The sequence below is a fragment of the Vasconcelosia minhoensis LEGE 07310 genome (assembly GCF_015207255.1).
In the GTDB taxonomy this organism is placed as follows: domain Bacteria; phylum Cyanobacteriota; class Cyanobacteriia; order Phormidesmidales; family Phormidesmidaceae; genus Vasconcelosia; species Vasconcelosia minhoensis.
Map to the genome: position 1 here is coordinate 1 of NZ_JADEXG010000002.1, position 14,864 is coordinate 14,864.

Annotated in this window: 15 protein-coding genes; 5 read left to right on the top strand and 10 right to left on the bottom strand. The window is 56.4% G+C overall.

Translation table 11 applies throughout. The features are described from left to right. Nucleotides 1-100: 100 nt before the first annotated feature. Nucleotides 101-709, top strand: coding sequence for a 30S ribosomal protein S4 (gene rpsD / locus IQ241_RS01010; RefSeq protein WP_193904553.1), 609 nt, complete (start codon nucleotides 101-103; stop codon nucleotides 707-709). Nucleotides 710-875: 166 nt separating this feature from the next. Beyond that, nucleotides 876-1,442 carry an NUDIX hydrolase gene (locus IQ241_RS01015; RefSeq protein ID WP_193904554.1) on the top strand — a complete coding sequence of 189 codons (567 nt, stop codon included), beginning with the start codon at nucleotides 876-878 and terminating at the stop codon, nucleotides 1,440-1,442. 102 nt (nucleotides 1,443-1,544) lie between these two features. Here the strand turns inward: IQ241_RS01015 and leuS are convergent, their stop codons facing one another. Continuing rightward, complete coding sequence (leuS, locus tag IQ241_RS01020) at nucleotides 1,545-4,133, bottom strand: leucine--tRNA ligase (RefSeq protein WP_193904555.1); 2,589 nt, start codon at nucleotides 4,131-4,133, stop codon at nucleotides 1,545-1,547. Between the two features lie 63 nt (nucleotides 4,134-4,196). Between leuS and IQ241_RS01025 the strand changes: the two genes are divergently transcribed. Both IQ241_RS01025 and IQ241_RS01030 read left to right on the top strand, forming a co-directional pair. Beyond that, entirely contained in the window at nucleotides 4,197-4,595 is a 399-nt protein-coding gene (locus IQ241_RS01025; protein WP_193904556.1) for a gamma-glutamylcyclotransferase family protein, read from the top strand. A gap of 777 nt (nucleotides 4,596-5,372) precedes the next feature. Next, a complete protein-coding gene (locus IQ241_RS01030; protein ID WP_193904557.1) occupies nucleotides 5,373-5,942 on the top strand; it encodes a Uma2 family endonuclease in 570 nt (189 codons plus the stop codon). 162 nt (nucleotides 5,943-6,104) lie between these two features. On the opposite strand, the gene IQ241_RS01035 is transcribed toward IQ241_RS01030, so the two are convergent. The 8 genes from IQ241_RS01035 to phnG all read right to left on the bottom strand — a co-directional run bounded on the left by IQ241_RS01035 (nucleotide 6,105) and on the right by phnG (nucleotide 12,700). Beyond that, entirely contained in the window at nucleotides 6,105-6,782 is a 678-nt protein-coding gene (locus IQ241_RS01035) for an HAD-IA family hydrolase (RefSeq protein ID WP_193904558.1), read from the bottom strand. Between the two features lie 52 nt (nucleotides 6,783-6,834). Continuing rightward, nucleotides 6,835-7,971, bottom strand: coding sequence for an alpha-D-ribose 1-methylphosphonate 5-triphosphate diphosphatase (locus tag IQ241_RS01040; protein ID WP_193904559.1), 1,137 nt, complete (start codon nucleotides 7,969-7,971; stop codon nucleotides 6,835-6,837). After that, nucleotides 7,964-8,716, bottom strand: a complete 753-nt coding sequence (gene phnL / locus IQ241_RS01045; protein WP_193904560.1) for a phosphonate C-P lyase system protein PhnL — start codon at nucleotides 8,714-8,716, stop codon at nucleotides 7,964-7,966. The genes IQ241_RS01040 and phnL overlap by 8 nt, the downstream gene beginning before the upstream one ends. Before the next feature lie 15 nt (nucleotides 8,717-8,731). After that, the gene (gene phnK / locus IQ241_RS01050; RefSeq protein WP_193904561.1) at nucleotides 8,732-9,514 is read right to left on the bottom strand and encodes a phosphonate C-P lyase system protein PhnK; all 783 of its coding nucleotides are present in this window, start codon (nucleotides 9,512-9,514) and stop codon (nucleotides 8,732-8,734) included. A 63-nt stretch (nucleotides 9,515-9,577) separates the two neighbouring features. Then, on the bottom strand, nucleotides 9,578-10,423 hold the full coding sequence (locus IQ241_RS01055; protein WP_193904562.1) for an alpha-D-ribose 1-methylphosphonate 5-phosphate C-P-lyase PhnJ: 846 nt from the start codon (nucleotides 10,421-10,423) through the stop codon (nucleotides 9,578-9,580). Then, nucleotides 10,420-11,658, bottom strand: a complete 1,239-nt coding sequence (locus tag IQ241_RS01060; RefSeq protein WP_193904563.1) for a carbon-phosphorus lyase complex subunit PhnI — start codon at nucleotides 11,656-11,658, stop codon at nucleotides 10,420-10,422. The genes IQ241_RS01055 and IQ241_RS01060 overlap by 4 nt, the downstream gene beginning before the upstream one ends. After that, nucleotides 11,658-12,248, bottom strand: a complete 591-nt coding sequence (gene phnH, locus IQ241_RS01065; RefSeq protein WP_228021263.1) for a phosphonate C-P lyase system protein PhnH — start codon at nucleotides 12,246-12,248, stop codon at nucleotides 11,658-11,660. The genes IQ241_RS01060 and phnH overlap by 1 nt, the downstream gene beginning before the upstream one ends. Further along, complete coding sequence (phnG, locus tag IQ241_RS01070; RefSeq protein ID WP_193904565.1) at nucleotides 12,248-12,700, bottom strand: phosphonate C-P lyase system protein PhnG; 453 nt, start codon at nucleotides 12,698-12,700, stop codon at nucleotides 12,248-12,250. The genes phnH and phnG overlap by 1 nt, the downstream gene beginning before the upstream one ends. 98 nt (nucleotides 12,701-12,798) lie before the next feature. On the opposite strand from phnG, the gene phnF reads away from it, so the two are divergent. After that, nucleotides 12,799-13,530: a phosphonate metabolism transcriptional regulator PhnF gene (gene phnF / locus IQ241_RS01075; protein WP_193904566.1), complete on the top strand. Its 732-nt coding sequence runs from the start codon at nucleotides 12,799-12,801 to the stop codon at nucleotides 13,528-13,530. Between the two features lie 181 nt (nucleotides 13,531-13,711). Here the strand turns inward: phnF and IQ241_RS01080 are convergent, their stop codons facing one another. After that, nucleotides 13,712-14,455, bottom strand: coding sequence for an alpha/beta fold hydrolase (locus IQ241_RS01080; RefSeq protein WP_193904567.1), 744 nt, complete (start codon nucleotides 14,453-14,455; stop codon nucleotides 13,712-13,714). Between the last annotated feature and the right edge of the window lie 409 nt (nucleotides 14,456-14,864).

Genomic DNA, 14,864 nt, shown 5'->3' on the forward strand with positions numbered 1-14,864 from the left:
CCCCTACCCGATCACCCCGATCACCCCGATCACTCCCCCCTACCCATCCCCGCCAAAAGATGTACAATGGTATGTCTGAAAAAACGGAGACTCAATTTTCATGTCGCGATATCGAGGACCTCGCCTGAGAGTCGTGCGTCGTCTGGGAGATCTGCCGGGGCTTACCCGCAAATCTGCTCGCAAAGCCTATCCACCCGGGCAGCACGGCCAAGGTCGCAAGAAAAAATCTGAATACGCCATTCGGCTTGAAGAAAAGCAAAAGCTGCGGTTTAACTACGGCGTCACCGAGCGGCAGCTGCTGCGCTATGTAAAAAAAGCGCGTAAGGCGGGCGGTTCGACCGGTCAGGTGATCCTCCAGCAGCTGGAGATGCGTCTGGATAATACAATTTTCCGCATGGGGTTAGGCCCTACGATTCCGGCGGCGCGGCAGCTGGTGAACCACGGGCATATTACCGTTAACGGTCGCGTAGTGGATATTGCCAGCTACCAATGTCGGCCGGGCGACGTAATTGCGGTGCGAGATCGCGCGGCCTCTCGCACCCTGGCTGAGGCCAACCTAGAGTTTCCGGGCCTGGCCAACCTGCCGTCTCACCTGGAGTTTGACAAAAACAAGCTGGAAGGTAAGGTCAACGGCACGATCGAGCGCGAATGGGTGGCCCTGAACGTGAATGAGCTGCTGGTGGTGGAGTACTACTCCAGGAAGGCCTAATTCACTATTGGATGCAGTTGGCTTGGGGCTGGACTGCGATCGCGCTAGCTTTGTCATCCGAAGACCTCCTGGAGCATTGTTCAGGGGGTCTTTCACCTATTGCTTTTTGAATTTATCTCATTGCCGTCAGCCGCTGGCAGAGTGAGAAGGACCCGTATGGAACCTAGTGAGTAACCCCGTTAGCTTTGAGACGATCGATCAGCTGATGCACTGGTTAGAAAGTCAGGCTATCGACTTGCAAAGCTGGAATAGGGGTGGGGCTAAGTCGGTTGAGAATCTGTGGCAGGAGCTGGTCTCGGGGGAGGCAGTAATTCAGTCACCGCCGCCGATGCGAATAGTCTCGGTAGTCCATATTATTATTCGCCAGGGCGCAAAAATTCTGATTGAGGAAAAGCAGGAATACCACTCTGGCCGGATTCGCAGGCGCGGCATTCCGCCCGCCGAAAAAATGAAGCCCGGAGAAAGTGCGGCAGCGGCAGCGATTAGGGGCATTGAAGAGGAGCTTGGTGTCGATAGCCCCGAGGTCAAGATTCTGAAGTCCGCCCAGCAGCCGAGACAGGCGACCCGAGACTCTCAGTCCTATCCGGGCCTGCTGACTCAGTACTGGCTTTACGAGGTCGAGGCCGAGGTGCCGGGGCTGCCCGACGAACCCTTTTCGACGATTGAAACCTCGAAAACGCCTGCCGCGCAGATCCGAAAACACTACTGGCACTGGCAGCCTTGGCAGCCCTGAGGGAGCTGCGCATAGATAACATTCCAAAGACCCTCATCCCCCAGCCCCTTCTCCCCGGGGAGAAGGGGAACCAGATTCTAGAACCCTAACCTTAACCGATTGCTACATTGCTACGAAATTAACCAGTTTATTCGGGACGACGATCACCTTTTTGATTTGCTTGCCCTCCAGGTAGCGCTGCGCCACCTCCGATTCCCGAGCATAGTTCTCCAGGGCCGCCTTGTCGGCACCGGCGGGAACCTGGATGGTGCCGCGGGTCTTGCCCATAATCTGAATCACTAGGGTCATCTCATCGGCGACCAGTGCCGCTGCTTCCACCGTTGGCCAGGGCTGACGGTGCACCGAGTCGGACTGGCCCAGCTGTGACCACAGCTCCTCTGTAATATGGGGTGAAAACGGGGCCAGCAGCAGAATCAGCGTACGAATTCCTTCGGCGTAGGCTGGCGTAGTTGGGTCAGGCGCATCGCCGAGGGCATTGCTCAGCTTCATCAGCTCCGAAACCGCCGTATTGAACTGGTAGTCGCCTTCAATGTCTTCGGTGACTGCCTTAATCGCGGTGTGGACAGCGCGGCGCAGGTCTTTCTCCGCCTTACCGAGCTGGTCCTGCTGGATGGCGTCGCCCTTGAGCGACTGACCGGACTCGGCAAAGGCCGTCACCAGCCGCCAGACCCGATTCAAAAAGCGGAACTGGCCTTCCACGTCGGCATCGTCCCACTCCAGATCTTTCTCGGGCGGTGCTTTGAACAGGATAAACATGCGAGCCGTGTCGGCTCCATACTTAGCAATCACGTCACCCGGGGCGACGCCATTGCCCTTCGACTTGGACATGGTGGCATAGACCATTTCCAGCGGATCGCCGGTGGTGGGATCGCGGGGATCTTCCGGATCGACCGAACTTGCCGGCACCCATTTATCCTTATCGGCCTTTTTCGGATTTAGGTAGGTCAACCCCTGTACCATGCCCTGGGTGAGCAGCCGTTGGAAGGGTTCGTCAAAGTTGAGCAAGCCCCGGTCTCGCAGCACTTTAGTAAAAAAGCGCGAATAGAGCAGGTGTAAAATGGCATGCTCAATGCCGCCGACGTACTGATCAACCGGCAGCCAGTCATTGGCCTGATCGGAAGCGAAGGGCCTCGATTCATTCTGGGCATCGGCATAGCGCAGAAAGTACCAGGACGAGTCGATGAAAGTATCCATCGTGTCGGTCTCGCGCTTAGCGGCGGCACCGCACTGGGGACAGGGAACATTGACCCAATTCTCAATTTTTGCCAGCGGAGAAGCGCCGCGTCCGCTCAGGTCAACCTGCTCTGGTAGCGCTACCGGCAAGTCAGCCTCGGGCACGGGCACGCAGCCACAGTCAGCGCAGTAAATCACCGGGATCGGAGCGCCCCAGTAGCGCTGACGCGAAATCAGCCAGTCGCGTAGACGATAGTTGGTCGTCCCCTGCCCCTTGCCCTTTGCCTCCAGCCACTTCACCGCAGCTTCTACGCTCTGGCCCGGCCCTTTGCCCGCTGGTACGCTGTCCAGCGGTCCAGAGTTGACCATCACGCCTTCCCCGGCATAGGCTGCCGTCATGGTCGCGACGTCCAGGTCGCCTGCGGGCGACTGCACGACTAGGTCAATTGGCAGGTCAAACTTTTTCGCAAACTCAAAGTCGCGCTGGTCGTGGGCTGGAACGGCCATGATCGCCCCCGTCCCATAGTCCATCAGCACGTAGTCGGCCATCCAGATGGGGACTTTTTCGCCATTGACCGGGTTCACAGCCTGGCTGCCCGTCCAGACGCCGGTCTTCTCCCGACCCTCGGCGGTGCGGTCGATTTCACTCATGGCCGCGGCCTGGGTTTGGTAGGCTTTCACGGCCTCGGCCTGGGCTGCCGTCGTCAGCTTTTCTGCCAGCGGATGCTCGGGCGAAATCACCATGAAGGTAGCTCCCCACAGCGTGTCCGGGCGCGTAGTGTAAACAACCAGGTTGTCTCCCGCCTCAGTTTTGAACGTCACCTGGGCCCCGGTCGATTTGCCAATCCAGTTGGCCTGCATCAGCTTCACTCGCTCGGGCCAGCCGGTCAGCTGGTCGAGGTCCGCCAGTAGCTGCTCGGCATAGTCGGTAATTTTCAAGAACCACTGGCGCAGCAGCTTGCGCTCCACCTTGGCCCCTGATCGCCAGGAGCGGCCTTCGCTATCGACCTGCTCGTTAGCTAAGACAGTCTGGTCTACCGGATCCCAGTTGACGGCGGCTTCACGGCGGTAGGCTAGGCCCGCGTCGAAGAACTGGAGGAAAATCCACTGGGTCCAGCGGTAGTAGTCGGGCGAGCAGGTGGCGATTTCGCGGTCCCAGTCGTAGGATAGCCCCAGCGTCTGGAGCTGCTGGCGCATCTGGTCAATGTTTTGAAAGGTCCACTGGGCCGGGGGGACGCCCCGCTGAATCGCTGCATTCTCTGCCGGTAGGCCAAAGGCATCCCAGCCCATGGGGTGCAGCACACGGTAGCCCTGCATCCGCCGGACGCGGGCGATCACGTCGGTGATGGTGTAGTTGCGCACATGGCCCATGTGCAGATTGCCAGAGGGATAGGGAAACATCGACAGGGCATAGAACTTGGGCCGCTCCGCCCTTTCTAGGGTTTGATCCAGGCCCTGCTCAGTCCAGGTCTGCTGCCATTTCGATTCGATTTCTGCCGGATTGTATCGGGACTCCACGTCCAGACCCCTCTTACATAGTTCATTACCATTAGATAATTTTAATCGGCGCTTGCAAATCCGATGGCTTTACTCCGAGTTTTTGTCTACGGCACCCTCAAACCGGGGGGGCTTTACCATCAGCAGTACTGTGTGGCGCATTTGGTGGAGGCGGTGAGCGCGATCGCGCAGGGCACCCTCTACGACTTCCCCCAGCTCGGTTATCCCGCCATGACCGAAGGCGACGGCTGGGTGCAGGGTGACCTGCTGACCTTCTCAAACCGGCAAACCCTGGCCCATCTGGACTATCTGGAAGATTATGACGAGCATCGGCCCGACCATGAAAACGAGTATCAGCGTCAGGAGATTACCGTGTTTACTCCAGACCATCAGCCCCTAGGTCAAGCCTGGGCCTATTTTATGAAACCTCAGCGGGTAAAAGACTTGGGTGGAATCCTCCTGCCTTCCGGAAGCTGGCCATGAAAAAATGGCTTACTATGAACGCCCCGGCCCTCCAAATTCTAGACGCTCTGATCTATCAGGTTCAAGCAGATACGGTCATCGACCGAATCTACTGTGGGAACAAAAAATGATAGCGATGTAACAGACGTTCCTTCAATCAAAATTTTGCTTATGGTTGACCGCCTTCGTTAATTTCGAAATCTTTGTTATATCGACCAACGACAGTTATTGAATAGTTCGATATGTTGATTATGCTCGGAGGTCCCCACCTGAATATAAACTTGTTTTCATCTTCAATCAATTCGGGAGGTATTTCTTTAACGCCTTTCTCCTCTAAAAATGTCTTTAGCTCACTGTAGTCAGTCCCTGGAGGGAATTCCCTGCCTATACATGCTCTAAACTCGGTCACGTCTGCCTTACTACAGTTCCGATTCTCTTGCCACGGTTGACACTCCCGAAGAAGCAAAAAAGAAAGCAGCAAGCGCTCTCAAAATCTGCATTCTTCTGAAACCTTTAACCGCCATAGCTTTCACTAACTAAGAAAACAAACAAATTAACTGTTTGCACAGAGTGAACGATGTCAAAATGCTTGAAACTTGTTATGTACCCGTATCTTCTCAGAGATTGATGAATGAAGTCTATGGTGCTTGTGAGATTATTAGGAGTGGATATTCAAACAAACAGAGCCTAAATCATACTGCGTAAGCTTCCTTCATAACATAAGTAGATGGTACCCGCGATCGCCTTTCGATTAAAATCAAGTCAGCAAGGGTTACGCTTTACCTATGGAGATACCTGATGACCTCAATAGTGTTAAACCTGGAGCCGATCACCCGCTTCACCCGTGAACAGTTCTACACCCTCTGTCAGGCCAACCCCGACCTGCAAATGGAACGTACTGCGCAAGGAGACCTAGTAATCATGTCACCGGTCGGCGGCGAAAGTGGGAGACAAGAAGCCGGTCTAATCACTGATTTGAGCATTTGGAACCGGTTGACTGGTCTAGGACAGGTCTTTAGCTCCTCCACTATTTTTAGCCTACCCAACGGAGCCGATCGCTCGCCGGATGCGGCCTGGGTTTCCCAAGCACGCTGGGATGACCTGACGCCAGAGCAGCAGAAGGGCTTTCTCCCTCTGTGTCCAGACTTCGTGATTGAGCTGCGTTCACCTAGCGATCGCATCAGGCCCCTACAGGTGAAAATGCAGGAATATCTAGAAAATGGCCTGCGTTTAGGCTGGCTGATCGATCCACAAAACCGCCAAGTTGAGGTTTATCGCCCAAATCAGCCCGTAGAAGTCATTCCCTTCCCAGCAGCCTTGTCAGGTGAAGCCGTCCTGCCAAACTTCAGGCTTCAGATTGGAGAATAATTGTGTTTTTGAGAGCTGGTCATACGACACAATGTGACTGTCGGCATAGTCGAGCAGCCAGGTGATCTCGGCGTCTTAGATAACAATCAGAGCGTCAACGCCCCTCGCACTGCGCCACCTTACAAACCTGCATTCAGATCTTCTGGCGCTAGCGTAGTGAGGTCAATTCGCAACTTCAAACGCGGGCAACCCCCAGGGCTGCGGGTCAAACTTAGAGAGCATCGGCAAAATCAGGTCAGCTTCCTGGTAAGACTGCCAGTCCATATCTTTATCGGGGACCGCAACCACCGCCATGCCCGCTTGCTTTGCTGCCTCAATCCCGGCAGGCGCATCTTCAAACACCAGGCAGCGCTCCGGCGGTGCCCCTAGGCGACTAGCTGCCACCAGAAAGCTATCCGGCTCTGGCTTACTCTGCTTAACGGCAGGATCGTCACCTACGACAATGCAATCGAACAGGGCCAGCCAGTCCTGATAGCGGGCTGACTTACAGCCAAAGGAACGCCGGGCCGAGCTGGTGGCAATCGCCTGAGGAATGCCCTGTCGATGGAAATGCTGGGTGAGCGCGATCGCGCCTGGCATCGGCTCAGCGGTGGGAAACAGGTCATAGATCAGCTCGTCTCTTGCCGCGATGTACTCTTCTGGCGTTAGCGGCAGCGCCAGCTGCGTCGTGACAATTTCAGCGCAGACCAGCGCCTGCCGTCCCATGGTTTGGGCATGGAGCTGATCAGTAAAGTCTTTCCCATAGCGCTGGGCTAGGGTTTGATTGACCTGGCAGTAGATCGGTTCGGTATTGAGCAGGAGACCATCGAAATCGTAAATGAGATGAGTAATTTGGCGCATGGCGAGCCGGACTCCTGGAGGAATTCATATTGTAGGGCATTGCTCGACCGCGCTAGGCGACCCGGCGGCCCGCGCAGATCACACTGGTTAGGCGCGGCACGGTATCCTCCGCGCAGACGGTGAGCAGGTCGGCGCGCTTGCCCAATTCTAGACTGCCGCGATCGCGGTCGAGCTGGATTGCGATCGCGGGATTAATCGTCACCGGACGCATCGCTTCGTGAATCGGCTTCCCGGTGGCAGCGGCGATGATAAAGACGGACTGGAGCAGGCTGTGGGGCACGTAGTCAGAAGAAATAATATCCACCAGGTCAGCCATCACCAGCTCCATCGCCGACACATTGCCGGAATGGGAGCCCCCCAAGACCAAATTAGGCGCGCCCATCAGCACCTGTAGGCCGTGCTGATGCGACGCTTTGGCCGCTTCCAGGGTCGTCGGAAATTCGGCAATTGTTGCGCCCTCCGCGATGGCCTGCTGCACATGCTCGACTGTGGCGTCGTCGTGGCTGGCCCAGGCCAGGTTTTGGGACCGCGCTAGCTCAACCAGGGCCGTGCGGCTAATCACGGCAAAAGCTTTCTGAGCATCGAGCCGCTCTTGAATGAAATCATCAATTTCCGCTGCTGAGACCCCATGCTTGCCCATGTAGTATTCGCGAAACTTATCCAGCTTGGCAAACTGCCGCTGCCCGGGCGTGTGGTCCATCAGCGAAATTAGAGAAAGCAGCGGATGCTGGGCGTAGCGCTGGGCGATCTCAGCCACGGCATCGTAGGCCAGCTCGCAGCGCAGATGGAGACGATGCTCAATCGCAAACTGGCCCGATTCCTGCCGCTGGTGCAGCGCCTGAATCATCGGGTCGTACTGGGTCATCCGCAGTGAAGTTGGGGTTACGTCGCCGATGGCAATGGCATCGCAGACCGTAGTAATGCCTGCCGCCGCCAGGTCGCGATCGTGCTGTACGGTAGCGGCATCCAAGGGCCAGCGCACCTTGGGTCGGGGAGACAGGCACCGCTCTAGGTGATCGGTATGCAGCTCAACCAGCCCTGGCAGCAGATATTGCCCTTCACCATCCTGTCCGCTGGGCTGGATACCGGGTTGGATGTCCGCGATCGCTCCATCTCTCACAACCAGCGTTCCAAGCAGCTCCTGCTCAGGCAGCTGAAGCCGATAGTTGGTATAGACTTGTTCATTCATGGGATTCACCTAATGCGGTTTCATCTTCTCTGCCGAAGGTTAAGACACGGTTACCGACTCGCTGCCAGACCTGCTCATCGTGAAAAATCCCAATCAGGGCGCAGCCCCGGGCCTTTTTCTCCTCGATTAGCTCAATCACAACTTCTCGATTCGCCGCATCTAATGCCGCCGTGGGTTCATCCAACAGCAAAATCGGAAAGTCTACCGAGAAGGCCCGAGCAATGTTTAATCGCTGTTTTTCGCCCCCGGAGAACGTGGTTGGAGACAGGCTCCACAGCCGCTCGGGTAGATTCAATCGGCGAAATAATGATCTCACGTTGTCACGGGCAGCTGCTGCTTCTAAACCCAGCTCCATCAGCGGTTCTGCCGCCACTTCCAGCGCCGGAACGCGAGGAATCACCCGCAGAAACTGGCTGACGTAGCCAATTGTCTTTTGTCGAATCGCCATCAGCTCATGGGGCTGGCACTGCGTCAGATCGATCCGGTTCTCCCCGTGCTTTACCCAAATCGCGCCGCTGTCTACGCGGTAGTTGGCGTAGAGGGAGCGCATAAAAGTCGATTTGCCAGAGCCCGACGGTCCCTGAAGAATGACGCACTCACCGGGCTTAACCTTTAGTGAAGTCCCCTTGAGCACGGGCAGACAGATTCCGCCCTGGGCGTGTAGGATAAAGCGCTTATGGAGATTGTCGGCCCAGAGCAGGCTGTTGGTGGAGACGGGCGAAGGCGAGATCGCGGTAGAAGTCATTTTCTAAGACTGGGGTTAGGGAACAAGGGTGGCACTCACGAGCTGTTGCGTATAGGGATGCTGAGGATCGTCTAGCACCTGATCCGTCAGGCCCGCTTCAACCACCTGACCGCCCTGCATCACCAGCAGCCGATGGGCCAGCAGCCGCACCACGCCAATATCGTGGGTGACTAAAATGACGCTGAGCTGAAGCGTTCTGACCAGAGAGCGAATCAGGTCAAGCAGCTTGGCCTGAACAGAAACATCGAGTCCCCCCGTGGGCTCATCCATCAGCACCAACCGGGGACTCGTCACCAGCACCCGGGCTAACTGAAGCCGCTGCTGCATCCCGCCGGAGAACGTGTGGGGAAAATCGTCCATCCGCGCTTGGGAGATTTCAACCTGGTCTAGCCAGAGCCCCGCTGTCTGGCGAATCTGGCCATAGTGCCGTCCGCCCACCTCCATCAGCCGCTCACCGATATTGGCCCCCGCCGTCACATTCATCCGCAATCCATCGCGGGGATTCTGCTGGACAAAGCCCCATTCGGTGCGCATCAGCTGACGCCGTCGAGGCAGCGGTAGCTCGTGCAGGTCGAGCGCCTGACCCGCTGTAGAGGTATAGCAAACCCGTCCGCTATCAATCGGCAGATGAGTCGCGATCGCTTTCAGCAACGTCGTCTTCCCCGACCCCGACTCGCCAATAATGCCTAAAACCTGACCGGGGTAGAGCGAGAGAGAAACGCGATCGCAGGCCACCACCGCCCCATAAGCCTTACTCAGCCGCTCAACTGTCAGCAGCGGCACAAGCCGATCCTGCATTGTAATTAATCGAGCCTCATCACAATCTGTTATCATCCCTCTTTCCTCTTTCCTCTTCCCTTTTTACTCTTCCCTCTTCCCACGACTCCGGCAAAAATCCGTATCCGAACAAATCCACAGCCGCCCCCCATCATTGTCCGTCACCACCTCATCCAAATAACTCTCAGTCGAGCCGCAGAATTCACAGGCCTTATCCCAGGTTTCAACCTGAAAAGGGTAGTCTTCAAAATCTAGACTCTTAACTTCCGTATAGGGCGGTACGGCATAGATTCGCTTCTCTCGCCCCGCGCCAAACAGCTGGATTGCCGGGCTCATATTCAGCTTGGGATTGTCGAACCGAGGAATCGGGCTAGGTCGCATCAGGTAGCGCTGATTCACCATCACCGGATAGTCGTAGGCAGTCGCGATCTGCCCAAACTGGGTGATGTCTTCATAGAGCCGCACATACATTGGACCGTACTCTGACAGGGCGTGCATTTTGCGAGTTTCTACCTCAGAGGGCTCTAGCCAGCGCAGCGGTTCTGGAATCGGCACCTGGTAGACCATAATTTGTCCTTCCTGCAATGGCGTTTCAGGAATCCGATGGCGGGTTTGGATCAGGGTTGCGGCGGATGTACTCTCTGTTGTTTCAACCCCGCAGACTTTCTCAAAAAAGCGGCGAATGTTGACCGCGTTAGTCGTATCGTCGGCCCCTTGGTCAATCACTTTGAAAACGTCGTCTTGACCGATCACCGCTGCCGTCACCTGCATCCCGCCGGTTCCCCAACCGTAGGACAGGGGCATTTCGCGTGAGCCAAAAGGAATTTGATGGCCGGGAATCGCGATCGCCTTTAGCAAAGTTCGGCGAATGGTGCGCTTGGTCTGCTCGTCGAGGTAGGCGAAGTTGAAGTTTTGAGTTAGGGAAGTCATGGGGTGGGGGAGTGGTGGGGAGTGGTCGGGTGATCGAGTGGTGGGCTAATAGGCGTGGGCACGCTGTTATTTTCTATGTTGGCGCTGTCGAAGTTCTCCGCTTGTTTTATTTCGACTTCGGTCGATTGAGTCGCCTGATTGGACTGTTGATACTCTTGGCGCAGTTTGCGAACTAAATTCAGTTCGGCTTGGAAGTCGATGTAGTGGGGAAGCTTCAGATGTTGAACAAAGCCCTGGGCGGCGACGTTGTCGGAGTGGGAGAGCACAAATTCTTCGTCCTGGGCCGGTCCCTGGACAGTTTCGCCAAATTCTTCGGCGCGTAAGCACCGATCGACGAGTGCCATGGCCATCGCTTTGCGTTCGTTGTAGCCAAAGGTGAGGCCGTAGCCTCGCGTGAACTGCGGTGGGATGGCTGAGCTGCCTTTGAACTGGTTGACCATTTGGACTTCGGTCAGGGTGATGGACGCGATCGCGACCTCAAACCCCAGCTCTTCAGGACAAATCACCACTTCCACCTGACCGACGCGAATCTCGCCTGCAAAGGGGTGACTGTTGCCGTAGCCCCGCTGCGAGGAGTAGGCCAGACTGAGGAGAAAGCCCTCATCGGCCCGGGCCAAATTTTGCAGTCGGGCATCTCGCCCTGCCGGAAGCTGCTGTGGCTGTCGGGTCAGGTCAAAGACATTTTCTTCAGACTGGGTTGCGCCATTGTTCGGCTGCTGTATGGGATTCTCTGCTTGAATCAGACCTTCTTTACCTAAGACATCGACGACTCTCGGCACCGGCTGATTGTCGGTCTCGCTCTCTGGCGCTGGGAACTGATTGTCTTCAGCCGCCAGCTTAAAGTCCAACAGCCGATGGATGTAGTCAAAGCTCGCGCCGAGCTGCTGGCCGCCCGGCAAGTCCTTGAAGATGGAAGAGATTCGCCGCTGGAGCTGCATCTGCCCGGTATCTACCGGCTGGCTGTAGTAGAACCGGGGCAGGGTTGTCCGATAGGCCCGCAGTAAAAAGGCGGCTTCGACCAGATCTCCCCAGGACTGCTTAATCGCCAGGGCCGCCAAATCACGGTCATAGAGGCTGCCTTCGCTGATCACCCGGTCTACTGCCAGCGCCATCTGCTGCTTGATCTGCTCTAAACTCAGCTCCGGGACGGTCTGCTCGCCGCGTCGCTGGGCCTGAAGTAGGGCTTCGGAATTCGCGATCGCTTTCGCGCCCCCTTTAACCGCAACGTAGGACATCAGCGCACCTCCTGAGCTAACTCAACATTCACTGAGCGCGGCAACCCCAAAACGCCATCTGCCGTGAACAAAAAGACATCGATGCCTAAGGGATAGTCCTGATAGCGCTGCCACTGCTGCCAAAACTGGGCTGAAATTGCTGGTCGAATCTCTTCGCGGGTTTGAATTCCAGGTCCCCGTAACTCTACTTTTGGCCCCGAGGAAAAATCCGCAACCTGAATTAGTAGGGTCGCCGACGTTTCTGGATCGGTCGTGGTACCTCGGCTAAAGGCGTTGAGCTGGACTTGGTTAGCGTTAAGCAAGGCAAAGTCAGCCGATTTCGTTTCGGCCACAAACGAGCAGCCGGTGTGGAAGCGCAGCCAGGCTTCTACTTCAGCGGGCCAATCCGGCGGGAGCCATACCCGAGTTTCAAGATCGAGCAGCGTCAGGCTGGCCAAAGCGCAGGCTGGAGTCAGACCCGCGGGCGGCTGGAGTTTGGCGGGGATTGGGTAAAGGGTGCCGGGTCGCGCGATCGCGTCCAGCAAAGCCCGAAAGGTCTTCTGGGCGTCATATACCGGGTAACGAAAGCCGGGTAGCTGGGTTGTCTGCATCACTCACCTCGCTGCATCGTAAAGAAGTTCACCTGGGTGGCCGCCGTCTGTCGCTGCTGCTGGGTTTGCTGCTGTTCTGCTGAAGCCTGTAAGGGCTGAATCACCGTGTTCTGGACGGTTTCATACCAGGCGGGATGCTGCATCAGGGCATCGCAGAGGGCGGCCTGGGTGGCGTGGACGCGATCGCGCCCGGCCACATAGCCAAACCCGGCAATTTTCTCGGCCCCAGCTTCAATCTGCACCACGCAGCGGGTTAGGGTCATTTCTCCCAGATTAAACACCTGCCCGGTTCCCCCGGCTCGACCCCGCACCATCGTCAGGCCCATCTCGGGCGATCGCAGGAAAGTATGGTCTGGCAGCTCTCCTAAAGTAGCTAGATGCTCGGCTAGCTCAGTGGGCTCAGCCTGGGCAAGCGTCGCCATCCACACGGGCCTTGCTGTCAGGTCCACCATCACCTTAACCTGCTCTTAAATAAATCTAGATGTCTAGACAAATTATGCCGGGGTTTATCTTAGATGACAACCCCTATTTTGTGATAAAGCTGTCATTGATGACCCAAGCTGCTCTACCGCTTTACATTCAAATTGCTGAAGTCCTGCGCCGTAGTATCCGCGACCAGGTTTACCAGGCGGGCGATCGGCTGCCGACGGAGGCTCAGCTGGCGGAGCGCTTTGGCGTTAATCGGCACACGCTGCGCCAGGCGATCGCGCTGCTGCGGCAGGAGGGTCTGCTGCGGGTAGAGCGGGGGCGTGGGACCTTCGTCACGGCAGCCCCGATTCGCTATGCGATTGGCAAGCGCGTCCGCTACAACGAGGCGCTGAGAGCCCACGGCCACACGGCCGAGTTCACGCTGCTGAGAGCGTTAGAGATTCCCGCTGACCCATCCGTAGCCAAAGACTTGGCCCTGAAGCCGGGAGACCCGGTGGCGCTGATCGAGCGACTGGGTTCGGCCGATGGTCAGCCGATTAGTGTCGGGACAGGTTACTTTCCGCTGGGACTTTTCCCCGACCTGCTCTCTGACGCTAGCCTCGCTTTGCTACAGGAAACCGGCTCCATTTCCCAATGGCTCAGACAGCGCTATGACTGTGACCATATTCGCCGTAGCACCTGTGTTTCAGCTCGTCTGGTCAAACCCCATGACGCCAAGCTGCTGGAGTTGCCGCTGAATCAGCCGATTCTTCTCGCTGAGGCAATTAACGAAGACCAGCAGGGACGCTTAATTGAATATGGGGTCGCACGGTTTAGAGGCGATCGCATGGAGCTAGTATTTGAGCAGTTGTAAGAGCACCTATTGGCCCCAGCTGTCATCTCGGTTTCTAAATCAGACAGGCTCGACAAGCCGAACAGCGATTGACCCGAAGCCTCAAGCGGGTCAGTAGATAATGTGTCGGTATATGGCTTTAGCCTCCAGCCGATTCAAGCTAGTGAACCTGTACGCCTTACTCCTCATTGTCATCCCACGCTCAGTTTGATGTTGAAGACGGCAGCCTATATTTTCGGGGCGCTGCTAAACCGCGCTGAAACATCGTTATTTCGCATCCCACGGCTTTGGCATAGCGCTGATGGAAAAAGTACTGACCGTTTTTGCATTGCCACAGCCGGTCTTCTGCTTTCAGCCACTGCCGCCAGCGATCGCGCATCTCTTCAGCCACAATTATATCCTGCTGCCCGCAGCACACCAGCAGCGGCACCGAGACCCCGCCCGGCGCAATCTGCCCACGCTGATAGAGCGAATGCAGCGAAAGGCCAGCGTCTAGCTCTTTTTCTAGCAGCCTGGTGAGGTGTTTTGCGATCGCGAGGGGCTGTACACCAAACAGCAGCCGCACCATATGCGCCAGTAAAACCGTACGGCTACAGGGCAAAATCTGCCGCAGCTGATAATAATGTGCCTGCCAAGTGACGGCGGGTAGGCCAGCCACCGACAGCAGCGCCAGCGAGCTGACCCGCTCTGGATAGCGGCGGGCGTACAGCAACCCGATCACCCCGCTAATACCATGGCCAACCAGATGCATCGGCCGCTCGGTTTGGCTTAAATAGTCATGCAGCAGCGTCAGAGCAGTCTCCAGGCAGCAGGGCTCATCCATCGACTGAAAATAGTCCCAGCGGTAGACCTTGGAGCGCCGACAGAGCTCCTGTAAAAGCGGACGATCGAGACATTTGAGATAGGGGCTGGCGCTGAGCCAAAGCGTGTCTGGAGAATCGGCCATAGTATCCTCAACGGCGTCTAATGCTATTTAATGACTTTTATTGTCAATAACGGTAATGACAGCATAGCTCGGGTAAGGTCCCTTTGAAAACTTTTCGGGTCTGCTAGCCTCCGCCAGAACCCGATCAGGTCTGGTGTAGCGCTAATCGGTCTGACATTCTGGGCAAATGCCCGACAGTCTGAGCTGTTGTTCTAACAGCTGATAGCCCTGCAACACCGTCTGATGTCGGCTTAGATCGGTGATTAAATCGGAGGAAAACTCATAGGTTCGACTACAGCAGACGCAGGTCAAGCGACAATGAACGGCTGATCTAACTGGGGCAAACTGGGAGGGAGTTGAAAGCGACATCGTAAAGCCCTAATCTTGTTAAGAACTATTCTTAATTAAGTTTGAACAAAAATCAAGCGGA